The organism is Pseudomonas sp. KSR10 (assembly GCF_022355455.1).
GTDB classification, from domain to species: domain Bacteria; phylum Pseudomonadota; class Gammaproteobacteria; order Pseudomonadales; family Pseudomonadaceae; genus Stutzerimonas; species Stutzerimonas stutzeri_E.
In genome coordinates this window covers 1276486-1294299 of the sequence record NZ_JAKOEN010000019.1, presented here as the reverse complement: position 1 = coordinate 1294299, position 17814 = coordinate 1276486, and the positions used below count along the sequence as shown (strand labels likewise).

Sequence of the window (17814 nt, the reverse complement as noted above, 5' to 3'; positions counted from 1 at the left end):
GGCGAGGCGCAGAGCCTGGATCGGCTTGCCGTGACGTTTGCCTGGCCGCTGTGTTTTTCACTGCACTGTCGGTATTGCCAATCTCGTAACGGAGGGAGCGAATGCCCCCGCTCCCTCCGGTCAGGGCTTACTGCGCCTGGTTGGACGCTTCGGCGGCCTTGATCAGGTCAGCACCAATTTCGTTCTCGAACTTCTTCCAGACCGGCTTCATGGCTTCGCGCCACTTGGCACGCTCTTCCGGCGTCAGAACCAGGATTTCGGTGGTGCCAGCGGCCAGGATGTCAGCCTTGGCTTTCTGGTTCAGCGCGTCAGCCTGCTTGTTCACTTCGACAGTGACTTCGTCCAGGATGGTTTCCAGTTCGCCACGGACGTCATCCGGCAGACCGTTCCAGAACTTGGTATTGGTGATCAGCATGTAGTCGAGCAAACCATGGTCGGACTCGGTGATGTGCTTCTGCACTTCATGCATCTTCTGCGAGTAGATGTTCGAGTACGGGTTCTCGGCACCGTTGACCACGCCGGTCTGCAGACCTTGGTAGACCTCGGCGAAGCTCATCTTGCGCGGGTTGGCGCGCAGGGCCTTGAACTGCTCGTCCAGCACCGCCGACGCCTGTACGCGGAACTTCAGGCCACGGGCGTCTTTTGGCTCGCGCAATTCCTTGTTGGCGGACAGCTGCTTCATGCCGTTGTGCCAGTAGCCCAGGCCGGTGATGTTCTTGTCTTCCATGGAACTCAGCAGGCTCTGGCCGGCTTCGCTCTGCTGGAAGCGGTCGACCGCCTGGATGTTGTCGAACAGGAACGGCAGGTCGAATACCTGAACGCCCTTGGAGTAGTGCTCGAACTTGGCCAGCGAAGGTGCGATCAGCTGCACGTCGCCCAGCAGCAGCGCTTCCATTTCCTTGCCATCACCGAACAGCGACGAGTTCGGGTAGACCTGAACCTCGACCTTGCCTGGCAGGCGCTCTTCCACCAGCTTCTTAAACAGGTTGGCGCCCTGGCCTTTTGGCGTGTTGTCGGCAACCACGTGGGAGAACTTGATCAGAATTGGATCGGCAGCCTGGGCCAGGCCTGCGATTCCCAGGGACAGGGCGCAGGCAAGCGCGGTGGCGGTCAGTTTGAACATTGTTGTTTTCCTCTTGTTGTGAATTGAGCTACCGCTTGGGAGCGAAAAGCTCGGCTGTAACCAGCAAGACAAGTCTAGAAGCCATCGGGAACATGCGCCCCTAATCGGCTCGGCTTGCCGGTTCATCGTGTTAGCGAGAGCAAGCCCTATGCCAAATGCGCAGGGCGATGCGACTCGTAACGCGGGAGTTTACTCGCATGATGGCAAAATACTGACGAATAATTCTCAGCCGGCCCGTCTGGCTCGCAGGTTTGGCGTATTGTCAGCGGCTCATGGCCATAAGCCGCAAGCGGCGAAATGCTGTGCTGGCGATCGGCTCCGTTCATCTTTCGAGTGATGCACGTTTCGGATGACTCTACTCGGCGCCCTTGGCCGCTGGAAATTCATCATTGAACAAGCCGGGCTTCGCCTTTCGCGAATGCGGGGGCCTGGGAGTGCCGGTTCTCGGGAGGAGGATTCGCGATTGATGAGCGGGTTGGCACTGCGGCTCAGCTGTCAGAGGCGCGATGGCGGCGCTTCGTCTTCTGAGATCCTTGCTCAATGCGTGGCGGAAATCCGCCAGCTAGTCGCCATCATCCGGCGAGGTTCCGCCAGCATCGTTGAAGACCAGGCCATGCTTGCGCAACTTGTCATGAAGGGTCTTGCGTGGCAGGCCAAGAGCTTCGGCCACACTGCGCAACGAGCTGTGGGGACGGGCCAGCTCGGCGGCGATCAGCGCGCGTTCGAAGCCATCGACTTGCTCGTTGAGCGTGCTGGCGGTCGCTGCGGCGATACCGTCTGGGACATGTGCGGGCTCTTCAAGGCCCAGCTCGAGGCCGAGGGCAAAGCGCTCCGCGGTGTTTTGCAGCTCGCGGACGTTACCTGGCCAGGTATGCCTGAGCAGTTGCGCGCGCTGCTCAGGCCGTAGCTCACGGATCGGCAAGTCGTGGCGGCTGGAAGCGGTCTCGGCAAAATGCTGGAACAGGAACAACAGGTCCTCGCTACGCTCACGCAGCGGTGGGATGCGCAGCGGCGCGACGTTTAGCCGATAGTAAAGGTCGGCCCGGAAACGGCCTTGATCGGCGGCTTGGCGCAGGTCTTCCTTGGTGGCGGCAATGACCCGGATGTCCAGCGCGATCGACTGATTGCCACCAAGGCGCTCGACCACCCGCTCCTGCAGCATGCGAAGTAGCTTGACCTGCACGTCCAGGCTCATGCTCTCGATCTCGTCGAGAAACAGGGTGCCGCCATTAGCGAATTCGAACTTGCCGATGCGGCGCTTCTGGGCACCGGTGAAGGCGCCGGCCTCGTGGCCGAAGAGTTCGCTCTCGACCACCGATTCGGCCAGCGCTCCGGCGTTGATGGCGACGAATGGGCCACTGCGGCGGCTGGACAGATCATGCAGCGCGCGCGCCACCACTTCCTTGCCGGCGCCGGTTTCGCCGAGGATCAGCACATCGGCCTGGGTTCCGGCGAGCGCGCCAATCTGTTCGCGCAGGCGCTGCATGGCCGGCGACTGTCCGAGCAGGCGGGCCGAGAGTTGCTGACGATCGGCCAACGCCAGGCGCAGGCTGCGGTTGTCTAGAACCAGCTGGCGCAAGGCCAACGCACGGCGTACGCCGTCGAGCAGCGCCTCGCTGGGAAAGGGTTTTTCGAGAAAATCGTAGGCACCGGCGCGCATCGCCTGCACCGCCAGCTGAATATCCCCGTGGCCGGTAATCAGCAGCACCGGAAGTTCGCTGTCCAGTGCGTGCAACTGCTGCTGCAGTTCGAGGCCGTCCAGGCCGGGCATGCGAATGTCGCTGACCACCACGCCGGGCCAGTCCACCGGTAACATCGCCGGCAGACCGCGCGCGTCGCCCAGGCTGAGCACCTTGAGCCCGGCGAGATCGAGTGTCTGGCTCAACGCCTTACGCAGGTGCGGATCGTCATCGACCAGGACTACCTGAAACTGCGGGTCGATCTGGCTGGTCATGCTAGTCCTCGCTGGGGAAGGTGACGCCGGGATCGGCGGATCGCAGATAGAGGCTGAGCTGGGCGCCGCCCTCGGGATGATTGGTCATCGTCAGCTCGCCGTCCAGGGCACGCGTCAGGGTATCGCAGATGGCCAAACCGAGCCCCAACCCCTGAGCGCTGGTCTTGGTGGTGAAGAAGGGCTCGCGGGCGCGCTGCAACGCTGCGTCGGAAAACCCGGGGCCATTGTCGCGCAGCGTGAGTAACACCCCATCGTCCTTGCGTTCGGCGCGCAGCCAGATGCGCCGTACCGGCGGCCGCTCATTGAGCGCATCGAGCGCATTGGCCAGCAGGTTGGAGATAATCTGACGCAGACGGGTTTCGCCCGCCTGGACCCACAGCGTCGCGTCCGGAAGATCTCGAATCAGCTCGACGCCCATGGCCTGGCGGCGCTTGGCCAACAGCGCCAGCGCATCATCGAGTGCCGGTTGCAGCGCCACCCGCTCCGGCGCATGCCGATCACGCCGCGCGAACGCGCGCAGATGGGCGATGATCGACGCCATGCGCGCGGTCAGCTCGCTGATCAGCCGGAGGTTGTCGCGGGCTTCCTCATTGCGCTGCTGGTCGAGCAGCACGCCAGCGTTATCGGCATAGCTGCGAATCGCTCCCAGCGGTTGATTGAGTTCGTGGCTGATGCTGGCCGACATGGTGCCCAACGCCGACAGCTTGCCGGCCTGCAGCAGTTCGTCCTGGGCGCGGACCAGTTCCTGCTGGGCCTGCTCGCGTTCCAGCACCTCTTCCTTGAGACGGCTGTTCAACGCTTCGAGGTCCTGCGTGCGTTCCTGTACGCGGCGCTCGAGTTGCTGTCGCGCCTTCGCATCCAGCGCAATGCGCTCCAGATAATGGCGGCGCCGCTGCATCAGCAAACCGAGCAGCAGCAACAGAGCGGCGAGGGTGGCGGCGCCGATGGCCACCACCGTCTGCACCGGCCGCTCGACCAGGCTGATCGGCGCCAGAATACGCACCGTCCAACCGGTTTCCTTGAGCTCGCGGCTTTGGATCAGCCAGGCATCGATGTCGAGCGTCAGCGCCTGAGGGTCGAGCGTCGGATAGGGCCGCTCGGAAGCGATCTGCTCACGCTCGTCGGCATCCAATGCGCGACTGGCGCGAAAACGCCATTCGGGTTTGGAGGTCAGGATCACCACGCCGAAGTAGTCGGTGACCATCAGCTGTTCAGGCGTGCTGCCCCACAGGGTCTCGGTGTGGTCCAGATCCACCTTGACTACCAGTACGCCGAGTGTCTTGTTGCCATCGCGTACGGCCGCGCCAAAGTAGTAGCCGCGCTTGCCCGAGGTGGTGCCGAGGCCGAAGAAGCGGCCCAGCTTGCCGGCCATGGCTTCGCGGAAATAGGGCCGAAAGGCGAAGTTGCGGCCGACGAAGCTGTCTTCCTCGTTCCAGTTGGAGGCGGCGAGCGTTTCGCCGTCCGGTGCCATCAGATAAATGACGTCGGCTCCGGTTTCCTTGCGCAGCTGGTCGAGCAGGCGATTGGCCTGATCCTTGACGGCCGGACTGCTTGGCTGGCGCAGCGCAGTGCGCAGCGCCGGTAGGTCGCCGAGAATGCGTGGCAGCACTTCGTAGCGGCGTAGCGAACCGAGCAGGTTGGCCACGTAGAGATCGAGCGTCTGGCGATTCTGCTCGATCAGTTCGTTGCTGTAGTAGCGCTCGGCCAGTTGTTGCAGCGGCCACAGCAGCGGCGCCAGCAGCAAAGCGACCAGGGCCAGATTGCGCCAGCGTGGGCGACGAGGAGATTCGGATGGTGTCATGCGGATGCGCCTGTGAGTCGGGCGACATTATGCACGTTCAGCCCATCGCCGGTGCTCCGGTGCTGGAACCTTGCCGGCTGAGCCGGTCGGGCAAATTCAAACGCTCTGTATGGTCTGGACGCTATGCTCTGCCAGCATCTCGTTGGTACTGCCGAGACACTGATGCAGTGCAGCTTCCCAATCCGGCAGCTCGATATTCCAGTCACGCTGCAGCCGTGCGCAGCTAAGGCGTGAGTTGAGGGGGCGCTGAGCGGCGGTGGGGTAATCCGTGGACAGAATGGGGGCGATGTTGGCGCGCAGCAGGCCCCGCTGCTCCAGGTGTCGGGCGATGCTGCAGGCGAAGCCGTACCAAGACGTCTCGCCAGTGGCGGTCAGATGGTACAAACCGCTGGGCCCGCCGGTTCCGTTTCGCCACTTGCGAATCATCTCCGTCGTGACAGAGGCGATGGTGCCGGCCCAGGTCGGTGCTCCGATCTCATCGTCAACCACTGACAGCGATTCGCGTTCCTGCAGCAGCCGCTGCATGGTCAGCAGGAAGTTGCGCCCTTGCAACGAGTAGACCCAGCTGGTGCGCAGGATCAGATGCTCGCCGCCGACTGCCTGAATCGCCTGTTCGCCGGCCAGCTTGCTGGCCCCGTATACGCTCAAAGGGGCCGGTTGATCCTCCTCGCAATAAGGCTCGGTCTTGTGCCCGTCGAAGACGTAATCGGTGGAGTAGTGAATCAGCGGTACACCCAGCGCTGCGGCTTCTTCGGCCAACACGCCAGGGCCGGTGGCATTCACCGCGAAGGCCTGATCGCGATCGCCCTGCGCCGGGTCGACGGCGGTATAAGCGGCGGCGTTGATGATCAGGTCGGGGCGTAGCAGGCGAACCTGGTGACGAATCTGTGTCGGTTCGGCCAAATCCAGCACCTTGTGACCCAGTGCGAGGACCTTTCCTTCACCGGCGAGTGCCAGCTGCAGCGCCTGAGACAATTGCCCCTTGCTACCGGTGATGAGGATCTTCATGCAAACAGCTCCGCCTCGCTGAGGATCTTGCCCGCGGCGTCCTTCTGTGACAGCTGCGGCAACTCCTGGAACGGCCATTCGATGCCGATCTGTGGGTCGTTCCAGAGCAATGAGCGCTCATGGTCCGGCGCATAGTAATCGGTGGTCTTGTAAAGGAATTCGGCGCTTTCGCTGAGCACCACGAAGCCGTGAGCAAAGCCTTCGGGAATCCACAGCTGGCGCTGGTTCTGCGCGCTCAGACTGACGCCGACCCAACGCCCGAAGGTCGCCGAGCTGCGGCGAAGGTCAACGGCCACGTCGAATACTTCACCGGCCACCACCCGTACCAGCTTTCCCTGCGGCTGCTGGATCTGGTAGTGGAGCCCGCGCAGCACGCCGCGCTGGGACTTCGAATGGTTGTCCTGCACGAAGCTGCGCTTGACCCCTGTCGCGGCCTCGAAAGCCGCGGCGTTGAAGCTCTCGTAGAAGAACCCGCGCTCATCGCCAAATACCTTGGGCTCGATGATCAACACATCGGGGATATCGGTGGCGATGACCTTCATGCGTCTTCACCGGCCAGCTTGAACAGGTACTGGCCATAGCCGGTCTTGCCCAGGGCATCGGCGCGACGCAGCAACTGCTCGCGGTCGATCCATTTGTGCTGATAGGCGATCTCTTCCAGGCAGGCGACTTTCAGGCCTTGGCGATGCTCGATGGTCTGCACGTACTGCGAGGCTTCCAGCAGGCTGTCGTGGGTGCCGGTGTCGAGCCAGGCGAACCCGCGGCCGAAGCGCTCGACGTTGAGGTCGCCGCGCTTGAGATAGGCATTGTTGACGTCGGTGATCTCCAGTTCGCCGCGTGGCGATGGCTTGATCGACTTGGCGATCTCGACCACGTCGTTGTCGTAGAAATACAGACCGGTGACGGCATAGCTGGATTTCGGCTTCGCCGGCTTTTCTTCGATCGACAGCGCCTTGCCGGTCTCGTCGAAGTCGATCACGCCGAAGCGTTCCGGGTCCTTGACCCAATAGCCGAACACCGTGGCGCCTTTCTGCTGCGCCGAGGCACGCTGCAGCTTCTCGGTGAAATGCTGACCGTGGAAGATGTTGTCGCCGAGGATCAGGCACACCGAGTCATCACCGATGAATTCCTCACCGATCAGAAAGGCCTGGGCCAGGCCGTCCGGTGACGGCTGTTCGGCGTAGCTGAAGCTCACCCCGAACTGGCTGCCGTCGCCCAGCAAATTTTTGTACTGCGGCAGGTCCTGTGGCGTGGAGATCAGCAGGATGTCGCGGATTCCGGCGAGCATCAGCACCGAGATCGGGTAGTAGGCCATCGGCTTGTCGTAGATCGGCAGCAGCTGCTTGGATACGCCCAGGGTGATGGGGTGCAGCCGGGTACCGGAGCCTCCGGCGAGGATGATTCCTTTCATGCGTTCTCCAGCGCGCCGAGGCGCTCACGTTGATAGCTGCCGTCCTGGACGCGACGACACCATTCGAGATTGTTCAGGTACCACTGCACGGTCTTGCGCAGGCCGGTCTGGAAGGTTTCCTGCGGCACCCAGCCCAGCTCGCGCTCGATCTTGCTGGCGTCGATGGCATAGCGCAGGTCGTGACCGGGGCGATCCTTGACGAAGGTGATCAAGTCTTCAAATCGCTCAATGCCGGCCGGCTTCTGCGGTGCCAGTTCTTCCAGCAGGGCGCAGATGCCGCGTACCACGTCGATGTTCTTCTGCTCGTTGTGGCCGCCGATGTTGTAGGTCTCGCCAACCTTACCTTCGCTGACGACCTTGAACAGGGCGCGCGCGTGGTCCTCGACGAACAGCCAGTCACGAACCTGGGTGCCGTTGCCATACACCGGCAGCGGCTTGCCATCGAGCGCGTTGAGAATCACAAGCGGAATCAGCTTCTCGGGGAAGTGATAAGGCCCATAGTTATTCGAGCAGTTGGTGATCAGCACCGGCAGGCCGTAGGTGCGTTGCCAGGCGCGAACCAGATGGTCCGACGAGGCCTTGCTGGCCGAATAGGGCGAGCTGGGTGCGTAGGGCGTGGTCTCGGTGAACAGATCGTCGACACCGTGCAGGTCGCCATATACCTCATCGGTGGAAATATGGTGGAAGCGGAAGGCTTCACGGCGCTCGGTCGGCAGGGTCTGCCAGTAGGCGCGTGCCGCTTCGAGCAGCTGGTAGGTGCCGACGATGTTGGTCTGGATGAATTCGGCCGGGCCATCGATGGAGCGATCGACATGGGATTCGGCGGCCAGATGCATGATGGCGTCCGGCTGGAATTCCAACAGGGCTTCGCTCACCCGCTCGCGGTCGGCGATATCGGCCTGGAGAAACTGATAGCGGTCACTGTTTTCCACGTCCGCCAGCGACTCGAGATTGCCAGCATAGGTCAGCTTGTCCAGGTTGAGGACGCTGTGCTCGGTGTCTTGGATGAGATGACGGATCAGTGCTGAACCGATGAACCCGGCTCCGCCGGTTACGAGAATGCGCATGATTGATAGGCTTCCTTGGCGCGCTACAGAGCAGCAAGCTCTTCGCATGTCGGCAGGATAGACATGCTGAAAATGTAAAAATTCCCAGCCGTAGCGTAGGAGATGGTAAGGCGGTTGAAAGTTTGAGGCAGCTTCGCTCGGCAGACAATGAAATTGACCGCATGGCGCGGATGGCATTTGTGACATGCGGCGCGGCAAGCGCCTGGAAGGACCTGGTCCCAGTACACAAAAATGGCGTTACGGCGAAAGCGTACGTGGCGCGGCGGGCGCAATTGAGTACTATCGCGTCGACATTCATGACCGGTGCAAAGGAATGCATATCCGTAACGAACAGCTCGCCGAGCTGCTGAGTCTCACCGCACACAATCTGTCGCAGCTGTCCGAGGCGCTGACAACGTTCTCCTTGGAGCTGATGGCCAGCGAGGACCCGGCCGTGCGCATCGCCAGTCGCCGAATGGTGTCTCGTGTCTCGGCGATTCAGGCGGTCTTCGATCAGAAGTCGAGCGTGCTTCTCGCGACGCCATCCGGTCCGTTGGCGTCGCATGCGATCGCCGATTCGGCGCCGAATGACGGTGCTGAAAGCACCGCTGAGCAGCCCCCGCCCCCGGAGCGCTAACGCAACGACTGCCGCAGCCGCGACAACGCACCGAGGAAAAACACCGCACCAATCCCCAGCAGCGCCAGCAGTTGTGGCCAGATCACCGAGACGCCGGCGCCACGAAACAAAATCGCCTGCGCCAGTTCGACGAAATGGGTGGTCGGCGCCGCCAGCATGATGTGCTGGATCAGTGCGGGCATGCTTTCGCGCGGGGTCACACCGCCGGAGAGGATCTGCAACGGGATCAGCGTAAGAATCACCAGCAGACCCAGTTGCGGCATGGAGCGCGCCACCGTGCCGAAGAAAATGCCCATGGACGTGGCGGCGAACAGATGCAGCGCGGCGCCGCCAACGAACAGCAGCAGCGAGCCTTGAATCGGGATATCGAGCCACCCCTCGACCACGAAGCGCAGCGCGAACGCCGCGGCCGCCAACACCACCAATCCCATCGCCCAGACCTTGCCGACCATGATTTCGAACGGCGTCACCGGCATCACCAGCAGGTGCTCGATGGTGCCGTGCTCACGTTCGCGGATCAGGGCGGCGCCGGTGAGGATGATCGCCAGCATGGTGATCTGGTTGATCACCTCGTTCACGGCGCCGAACCAGGCCCGATTCAGGTTGGGGTTGAAGGCCGTGCGCACGACGGCTTCGACCGGCAGCGCATCAACACTGCGGTAGCGCCGGACGAAGTCGGCGGTCTCGCTGGCGATGATCTGCTGGATCTGTCCGGCCCCGGTGAACGCCTGGCTGACCTGGGTGGCGTCGACATTGAGCTGGATCGTCGGCTGGCGACCGGCCAGTAAATCTGCCTGGAAGTTCGGCGGAATGTTCAGGGTGAAGGTATAGAGACCGGCATCCATGCCGCTGTCCATCTGCTGCAGGGTGATGGCCTTGGGCTCGATGAAGTAGGGCAGCTGGAAGGCGTTGACGATACGCAGCGAGGCCTGCGAGCGATCCTCGTCGACGACGGCGATGCTGGCGCGGTGCGGCGCCTCGGGCACGGCAGTGGCGCCTTCGTAGATGGCCAGGGTGAATGAATAGATGATCAGCACCAACATTGCCGGGTCGCGGTAGAGGCTGCGCAGCTCTTTGAGGCCGAGCTGGATGATATTGCTGAGCTTGCGCCGGACATTGGCCATGTTATTTCTCCTGCTTGCGCAGGCCTGCGACGCTGAGCAGAGTCAGTAGCGGAATCGCCAGGAGCATCGGGATGAAATAGGGGTACAGGTCGGCCAGGCCCAGCGCCTTGGAAAACACCCCGCGGCTGATGATCAGAAAATGGCTGGTGGGATAGAGTTTGCCGATAAAGGCGCCAAACCCTTCCATCGCCGAGGTCGGGTGGATCAGCCCGGAAAACTGGATCGCCGGCAGCAAGGTGACGATGGTGGTGCCGAAAATGGCGGCGATCTGGCTGTTGAGGATCGACGACATCAACAGGCCCAGCCCGGTGGCGCAGGCGACATAGAGCAGGGCGCCGAGGCAGAGGGTCAGAATGCTGCCCTTGATCGGGATGCCGAAGACGAACACCGCCAGCAGTGCCAGGGTGGCGAAGTTGAACATGCCCAGGGCGATGTAGGGCAGCTGCTTGCCGAGTAGGAACTCCAGGCGGGTGGTCGGGGTGACGTAGAAGTTGGTGATCGAGCCCAACTCCTTCTCTCGCACGACACCGAGGGCGGTGAGCATCGCCGGAATCATCATCAAGAGCAGCGGAATCATCGCTGGCGCCATGGCCGGCAGGCTCTGCACGTCGGGGTTGTAGCGATAGCGGATGGCGACGTCCGCCGGTGCCAGTTGCCCGTCAACGCCGGCTTCGCGGGCCAGTTGCTGCAGGTAGGTCAGATGGATGCCCTGCACGTAGCCTTTGATGGTGTCGGCCCGCATCGGCATGGCGCCATCGATCCAGAACGCGACCTGAGGCACGGCCCCGCGTTTGAGGTCGCGGCCGAAATCGGGCGGGATTTCCACCGCCAGGCTGATGTCGCCGCTGCGCAGGCGTGCGTCCAGTTCGGCATGGCTGGCCAGCGCCGGCTTTTCCAAGAAGTAGCGCGAGCCGGCGATGTTCTGCAGGTAATGCTGGCTGGTGGTGGTCCGGTCACCGTCGAGCACGGCATAGGCCAGGTTTTCCACGTCGAAACTGACGCCGTAGCCCATGATGAACATCAGCAGCACGCTGCCGAGCATCGCCAGCGTTGCGCGGATGGGGTCGCGGCGCAGTTCCATCGCCTCGCGGCGGGTATAGCTGAGCAGCCGACGCAGGCTGAAGCGGGGCTGGCGGCCACTGTTGCTTGTCGCTTCGATCGAATCGTGCGTAGCGGTTGAGGCGGCTGCTGGCTGTTCGACGGCGTGCGCCGCGGCGGCTTCCTTCAGATAGGCGATGAAAGTCGCTTCAAGGGTCGGCAGCCCGCGCTTGGCCATCAAGGCTTGCGGCGTGTCGCTGTCCAACACCCGACCGGCGTGCATCAAGGAGATTCGGTCGCAGCGTAGCGCCTCGTTCATAAAGTGGGTCGAGATGAAAATCGTGACGCCGTCTTCTCGTGACAGTTGCACCAGCAGTTCCCAGAAACCGTCGCGGGCCACCGGATCGACGCCGGATGTGGGCTCGTCGAGAATCAGAATTTCCGGGTTGTGGATCACGGCCACCGCCAACGACAGGCGCTGGCGCACGCCCAATGGCAAGCGACTGGGCAGGCTGTCGGCGTCGTCGCTGAGATCGAAGCGCGTGAGCATCTCCTGCACGCGTGGACCACGCCGTTCGGCCGGTAGGTGGAAGAGCCGGGCGTGCAGGTCGAGGTTCTGCCTTACGGTCAGCTCGCTGTATAGCGAGAAAGCCTGGGACATATAGCCGACCCGCTGGCGGGTCTGCATGTCGTGCGGGTCCACCGGCTTGCCGAACAGCAGCGCTTCCCCCTCGCTGGCCGGCAGCAGGCCGGTGAGCATTTTCATGGTGGTGGTCTTGCCGCAGCCGTTGGAGCCGAGAAAGCCGAAGATCTCGCCGCGGGTGATGCGGAAATTGACCTGATCCACCGCGACGAAATCGCCGAAGCGCATGGTCAGCCCATGAGCCTCGATCGCAACACTGTCGCTGGGCGGCTGCGGCGGGATGACCAGCTCGCGGTGCTGGCTGCGTTTGGCTTCCGGTAGCAGGCGGATGAAGGCCTGCTCCAACGAGTCGCTGCCGGTGCGCTCAAGCAGCTCGGCGGGCGTGCCGGTGGCGAGCACCTGGCCGGCATCCATCGCCACCAGATGGTCGAAGCGCTGTGCCTCATCCATGTATGCAGTGGCCACCAGCACGCTCATCTGCGGCCGCTCTCTGCGGATGCGCTCGATCAGCTCCCAGAACTGCGCACGTGACAGCGGATCGACGCCGGTAGTGGGCTCGTCGAGAATCAGCAGGTCGGGGTCATGGATCAGCGCGCAACAGAGGCCGAGTTTCTGTTTCATGCCGCCGGACAGTTTGCCCGCCGGCCGCTCGAGAAAGGACGCGAGACCCGTGCTGCGGGTCAGTTCGGCAATGCGCCAGCGGCGCTCCTCGGCCGCCTGGCCGAACAGGCGGCCGAAGAATTCGAGGTTTTCGAAAACAGTGAGCGTTGGATAGAGGTTCTTGCCCAGCCCTTGGGGCATGTAGGCGATGCGCGGGCAGACCCTGCGCCGGTGGCCGGCTTCCGCGATGTCGCCGCCGAGTACGCGTAGCGTGCCCTGCTGCAGCTTGCGCGCCCCGGAGATCAACGCCAGCAGGCTGGACTTGCCCACTCCATCGGGGCCGATCAGGCCGACCATGCATCGCGCGGGCAAGGTTAGCGTCAGCTCGTCCAGCGCACGCGTCTTGCCGTATTGCAGGCTGACCCCGGCAACCTGCACCACCGGATCGAGCGGCTCGCTCATGGCGTCACATTGATCTGCAGATGGGCGGGCCACTCGCTGTCAGCGTCGAGCTTCAGATAGGCCATGCCCGGCAGGCCGGTCTTGACCTGCTCCATGTGGCGCTTGAGCAGTTCGGGATCGATGCGCGCCTTGACCCGAAACATTAGCTTTTCGCGCTCGCTTTCGGTTTCCACGGTCTTCGGTGTGAATTGCGCCACGCTGGCCACATAGCTGACTTTGGCCGGAATTACGTACTGCGGGGCGGCGTCGATCACCAACCGCACCTCGGCGCCGCTCGCCACGCGTCCGGCCTGACGTTCGGGCAGAAAGAAGGTCATGTAGACGTCGGCCAGATCGACCAGATTGAGCAGCTTGCCCCCCGCGCCGAGGACTTCGCCGGGCTGCGCCACTCGGTATTGCACACGAGCCACCCGGTCGCTCTTCAGTTCGCTGTCACGAATGTCCGCTTGCAAGCGCTCAACGCCGGCTTGTGCCGCCTCGACAGCCGAACGCGCCTCGATCACCTGGGATTTCGCTGCGGCAATGCCGGCGTCGGCGGAGATCACTTGAGCGCGCGCGGCCGCGAGCGCCGCCTGGGCGCTTTGCATGGCGGCGAGGTCATCGTCGAGTTGCTGGCGCGCCATGGCGTTGCGCGCCACCAGGGTTTCGGTCCGTTGGTGGCGCTTCTGGGCCGCGGTCAGTTCAGCTCGGCGCTGGGTCACCACGGCTTCGGCGGTGGCACGCTCGCTTTCCCGCTGGGCGACCATGGCCTCTGCGGTAAGGATCGCATTCTCGCCTTGACGGACCTGCGCACGCGCTTGGTTCAGTTGTGCCTGAAGCACATCGGTATCCATACGTGCCAGTACCTGGCCCGGCTGGACGAAATCACCCTCGTCCACGAGGATTTCAAGCGCTCGTCCCGGATTCTTGGTGGCGATATCAATCTCGGTCGCTTCGATGCGACCGTTACCGCTGGCGAACCCTTCGCCGAGACCGCTGGGGCGCAATTCGCTCCACAGCAGCGCCCCGATGACGGCAATCACGGCGGCGGCTGCGAGAACCTTGAGTGCGGCTCGGGTGCGTGGCTGACTCATGAACTCTGCTCCGGCAATTAAACGTCCGGAGTCATCTTAGGCGCTCTAATACGCTACTTGTGTGTATCTGGATCAATTCCGAGGCGATTAGCGCCTACCGTCCGGCAGTTGCTCAGGGCAGTTGTCGGGCATGGCTCAGCGTCCATTCGAGAATGTCGGCACTGAGCCGGTCACTGGCCTGGCCGAAGGCCTCGACCACGCTTTCCACGCGGGGATCGGCGCTCGGCTGGCGAACTTCAAAGCGACGGTTGGCCAGGGTGCGTTGGTCGTTGCGATTGACCAGCCGCGCGTCGAGGGTGATCACCACGTCCGGCTTGCCATCGATGTAGACGGTCTGAAAGGCGCGCAGATCGCTGTGCAGGCTGAGGTCGGCGTAGAGATTGACGTCTTCGTTGCTTACCGAAGGCATGCGTCCGTCGCGCTGGAAGGCTTCGATCAGGCGGTCACGCAGCAACACTGGCGCAGCGTCGGCCCAGCGTGCGCCGCCGTAAGCGCTGATCTGGTTGCCCTGCGGCACGACGGCGATGCGCTGCCCGGAGAGAATCCTGCTGGCCTGCGGCGTGTTGATACGCAGCGCCTGCTGGACGGTCGGCTCGCTGGCTTGCTGCGGCGTCGGTGAGCTCGGCAGCAGGAAGATCCGCAGGGTCTCGGATTCCGGCAGAACCGAACAGGCCGTGAGCGCCGTGATCAGTCCGAACAGGATGACGAGGACCACGGAACGGTAGCGAAGGCTCATGGATTGAACTCCTGTAATTTATCTCGGCCGAGCAGGAACCCCCTGGGGTTGTCTTCCAGACGCTGGGTCACCCGGCGCAAGGCGGCGAGGGTAGTGCGCAACTCATTGATCGCCGGTCCCAGTTCGTTGAAGCCCTGCATGCCGTTGTTCAGCGCGCCCTGGTTGTCCTCGAGCAGCGTATCCAGGCGCGCAGTGGCGCGATCCAGGGCTTTCATCGAGTGTGCCGCGCTGGCGAGCACGCTGCGACCCTGATCGTCGAGCAGGCCGTTAGCGTTGCGCGCCAGGCTCGACAGCTCGCCCATCACAGTGTTGGCCTCCTGGCTCAGCTGATTGAACTGCTCTAGCGTCTGCGCCAGGTCGCCGCGCTGTTCGGACAGCACGCTAGTGGCCTGCTCCAGGTGTTCCAGGGTGCGGCTCAAGCGCGTGGTGTTCTCCTCGGAGAAAACCTGATTGGCACTGAGCAAGAGGTTATTGATGTTGCTCAGCAGGTCCTCGCCGTTTTCCAACAGCGCGCTGAGCGGCGAGGGGTCGGCGACGATCAACGGCGGGTCGTCGGGATCGCCTGCCAAGCGTGGACTCTGCGGGGTGCCGCCATGCAGCTGGATAACCATGCTGCCGGTGATGTTGGCCAAAGCCAGGCGCGCCTGGGTGTCGGTCTTGATCGGCGTGCCGCCATAGACGCGGATGCGCGCGCGGACCTTGCGCGGGTCATCCGGCTCCAGCCACAGCTGGACGACATCGCCGACCTTGATGCCGCTGTATTCCACCGAGCTGCCGCTCGACAGTCCGCTGACCGTCTGGCTGAAGCCGATGTCGTAGTAGCTGTATTCACGATCGATGCTCGATTTGCCCAGCCACAGCGCGAACAGCAGCGCGCCGCCAACCGCAATCACGGTGAACAGTCCGATCAGGACGTGATGGGCTCGGGTTTCCATTCAGGGCATCTCCAGCTTTGGCGCAGCGTCGTGCGCGGCGCGACCACGCGGGCCGTGAAAATATTCGCGAATCCAGGCGTCCTCGGTGGCGGCCACGGTTTCGAGGGTATCGACCACCAGCACGCGCTTCTGTGCCAGCACGGCGACGCGGTCGCAGATGGTGTAGAGCGTATCCAGGTCGTGTGTGACCAGGAACACGCTGAAGCCCAGCGCATCACGCAGGGTCAGGATCAACTGATCGAAGGCGGCCGCGCCGATCGGGTCGAGGCCGGCGGTCGGCTCGTCGAGAAACAGCACCTCCGGATCCAGCGCCAGCGCCCGGGCCAGCGCCGCGCGCTTGACCATGCCGCCGGACAACTCGTCGGGGTACTTGCAGGCGGCATCCGGCGGCAGGCCGGCCAGCGCCAGCTTCTGCCGCGCCAGGTGTTCGGCGTCGGCCCTTTTAAGGCCGATGTGCTCGATCAGCGGCAGGGCGACGTTTTCCTGCAGGTTGAGTGAGGTGAACAAGGCGCCACGCTGGAACAGTACGCCAAAGCGTCGTTCGATCTCCGAGCGGCGTTGGCCGGACAACTTCAGCAGGTTCTCGCCGAACACCTTGATGCTGCCGGCGTTGGGCTGGCGCAAGCCGACGATGCTGCGCAGCAATACCGACTTGCCGGTGCCGGAGCCGCCGACCACGCCGAGAATCTCGCCGCGGCGGATATCCAGGTCGAGATTGACGTGCACCGCCTGGCTGCCGAAGCGGTTGACCAGGCCTCGCACCTGGATCACAGGCTCGCCAGCCATCACCAGCCCATCTCCATGAAAAACAGCGCGGCGATCGCATCGATCAGGATCACCATGAAGATCGACTGCACCACGCTGGAGGTGGTGTGCTCGCCTACCGACTGCGCGCTGCCGCTGGCTTTGAAACCTTCCAGGCACCCAATCACGGCGATCAGAAAAGCGAATACCGGCGCCTTGCCGAGGCCGACCAGGAAGTGGTTGAGCGGGATGTCGCGCTGCAAGATGGTGAAGAACATCGCCGGCGAGATATCCAGCGCCAGGGCACAGACGGTCAGCCCGCCGACGATGCCGCTGAGCATGCCGATAAAGGTCAGGATCGGCAGGGTGATCAGCATCGCCAGCATGCGCGGCAGTACCAGAAGCTCGATCGGGCTGAGGCCCAGGGTGCGAATGGCGTCGATTTCCTCGTTGGATTTCATTGCTCCGATCTGCGCAGCGAAGGCGCTGGCGGTGCGCCCGGCGAGCAGGATCGCGGCCAGCAGTACGCCGAATTCGCGCAGGAAGGAAAACGCCACCAGGTTGACCGTGTAGATGGTCGCGCCGAAATCGGCCAGCACCGTGGCGCCGAGAAAGGCCACCACGGCGCCGACCAGAAAGGTCAGCAGTGCAACGATGGGTATCGCATCTAGCCCGGTCTGCTCGATATGCGCCACCAGCGAGGTGATCCGCCATCGGCGCGGGCTGAGGCTGACGCTGAACAATGTCTGCAGGGTCAGGCCGATAAAGCCGAGCAGGGTGCGTTGCTGGTTCCAGACACTGGAAACGCTGCGGCCCACGTGAGTCAGAACATCGGCAAACCCGTTGGTTTCAGGCTTCTGTTGTGCTTGCGGCTTATCCAGCGCGGCGGCGACGGTTTTCAGCAGCGCCTGACGTTCCGCGGGCAGTTCCGGCGCCCAATCGCTCAGGCGGGCCACCCGCGCCGGGCCGAGCAGCTCCGCCAGCAGCCCGGCGCCGGCGGTATCCAGTTCGCCGAGCCCATGCAGATCGACCTGATCGGCATCGGTCACCTGACGGCGAGCCCGTTCCACCTGACGCCGGAGGATGGCGTAGTGCGGCAGCGTCCAGTCGCCCTCGACCGCCAGAATGATGGCCTGGGTATCGCTGTTCGGGCGCCGCTGTAGGTTGCCGGGCGGCGAAGTGGGGTGCGTCAAAATGCTATCCCGTCATGCAAGTGGCGATGAAAGGCACGCGCCTGGTCGCCGAGGTATTTTCGCCAGACGCTTATGGTTCGGACCCTACTCGCGCGGTTCCGTTTAGCCGGTTGCCCGTATGGCGGCACTTGGTCGAAAGGGCGCAATTTGTTACAGGAGAGCGCGAACTATCGATGGGTTTAGGCCTCCATAGCGTGCACGCCGACGGCCATGCTCGGTACGCATCGCGTCGAAGGGCTGCTATCTTACGCCGCCTTTGCTGGCGTCAGCATTACGCCCGGTATTC

At 63.3% G+C, this 17814-nt stretch carries 15 protein-coding genes; 1 reads left to right on the top strand and 14 read right to left on the bottom strand.

What is annotated here, in order from left to right:
* Positions 1-127 precede the first annotated feature (127 nt).
* From dctP to rfbB, 7 genes are all read right to left on the bottom strand, one after another.
* Positions 128-1123, bottom strand: coding sequence for a C4-dicarboxylate TRAP substrate-binding protein DctP (gene dctP / locus MCB86_RS14775; protein WP_045164225.1), 996 nt, complete (start codon positions 1121-1123; stop codon positions 128-130).
* Between the two features lie 562 nt (positions 1124-1685).
* Positions 1686-3077, bottom strand: coding sequence for a sigma-54 dependent transcriptional regulator (locus MCB86_RS14770; protein WP_045164224.1), 1392 nt, complete (start codon positions 3075-3077; stop codon positions 1686-1688).
* Between the two features lies 1 nt (position 3078).
* A complete protein-coding gene (locus MCB86_RS14765) occupies positions 3079-4878 on the bottom strand; it encodes an ATP-binding protein (protein ID WP_239611346.1) in 1800 nt (599 codons plus the stop codon).
* A gap of 96 nt (positions 4879-4974) precedes the next feature.
* The gene (gene rfbD, locus MCB86_RS14760) at positions 4975-5886 is read right to left on the bottom strand and encodes a dTDP-4-dehydrorhamnose reductase (RefSeq protein WP_239611345.1); all 912 of its coding nucleotides are present in this window, start codon (positions 5884-5886) and stop codon (positions 4975-4977) included.
* Positions 5883-6428, bottom strand: coding sequence for a dTDP-4-dehydrorhamnose 3,5-epimerase (gene rfbC, locus MCB86_RS14755; protein ID WP_045164221.1), 546 nt, complete (start codon positions 6426-6428; stop codon positions 5883-5885). The genes rfbD and rfbC overlap by 4 nt, the downstream gene beginning before the upstream one ends.
* Entirely contained in the window at positions 6425-7297 is an 873-nt protein-coding gene (rfbA, locus tag MCB86_RS14750) for a glucose-1-phosphate thymidylyltransferase RfbA (RefSeq protein ID WP_045164220.1), read from the bottom strand. Before rfbA ends, rfbC begins: the two co-directional genes overlap by 4 nt.
* The gene (gene rfbB / locus MCB86_RS14745) at positions 7294-8364 is read right to left on the bottom strand and encodes a dTDP-glucose 4,6-dehydratase (RefSeq protein WP_045164219.1); all 1071 of its coding nucleotides are present in this window, start codon (positions 8362-8364) and stop codon (positions 7294-7296) included. The genes rfbA and rfbB overlap by 4 nt, the downstream gene beginning before the upstream one ends.
* A 313-nt stretch (positions 8365-8677) precedes the next feature.
* On the opposite strand from rfbB, the gene MCB86_RS14740 reads away from it, so the two are divergent.
* Positions 8678-8980 carry a hypothetical protein gene (locus tag MCB86_RS14740; protein ID WP_239611344.1) on the top strand — a complete coding sequence of 101 codons (303 nt, stop codon included), beginning with the start codon at positions 8678-8680 and terminating at the stop codon, positions 8978-8980.
* Here the strand turns inward: MCB86_RS14740 and MCB86_RS14735 are convergent.
* From MCB86_RS14735 to MCB86_RS14705, 7 genes are all read right to left on the bottom strand, one after another.
* Positions 8977-10104, bottom strand: coding sequence for an ABC transporter permease (locus MCB86_RS14735; RefSeq protein WP_239611343.1), 1128 nt, complete (start codon positions 10102-10104; stop codon positions 8977-8979). The two genes, MCB86_RS14740 and MCB86_RS14735, sit on opposite strands and share 4 nt — an antisense overlap.
* Position 10105: 1 nt before the next feature.
* Complete coding sequence (gene rbbA, locus MCB86_RS14730) at positions 10106-12847, bottom strand: ribosome-associated ATPase/putative transporter RbbA (RefSeq protein ID WP_239611342.1); 2742 nt, start codon at positions 12845-12847, stop codon at positions 10106-10108.
* Positions 12844-13920 (bottom strand): HlyD family efflux transporter periplasmic adaptor subunit, encoded by a 1077-nt coding sequence (locus MCB86_RS14725; RefSeq protein ID WP_239611341.1) that lies wholly within the window; start codon positions 13918-13920, stop codon positions 12844-12846. Before MCB86_RS14725 ends, rbbA begins: the two co-directional genes overlap by 4 nt.
* Positions 13921-14032: 112 nt before the next feature.
* A complete protein-coding gene (locus MCB86_RS14720) occupies positions 14033-14656 on the bottom strand; it encodes an ABC-type transport auxiliary lipoprotein family protein (RefSeq protein WP_045164215.1) in 624 nt (207 codons plus the stop codon).
* A complete protein-coding gene (locus MCB86_RS14715) occupies positions 14653-15591 on the bottom strand; it encodes an MlaD family protein (RefSeq protein WP_239611340.1) in 939 nt (312 codons plus the stop codon). Before MCB86_RS14715 ends, MCB86_RS14720 begins: the two co-directional genes overlap by 4 nt.
* Entirely contained in the window at positions 15592-16377 is a 786-nt protein-coding gene (locus MCB86_RS14710) for an ATP-binding cassette domain-containing protein (protein ID WP_239611339.1), read from the bottom strand.
* Positions 16377-17465, bottom strand: coding sequence for an ABC transporter permease (locus MCB86_RS14705; RefSeq protein ID WP_239611600.1), 1089 nt, complete (start codon positions 17463-17465; stop codon positions 16377-16379). The genes MCB86_RS14710 and MCB86_RS14705 overlap by 1 nt, the downstream gene beginning before the upstream one ends.
* Positions 17466-17814: the final 349 nt, after the last annotated feature.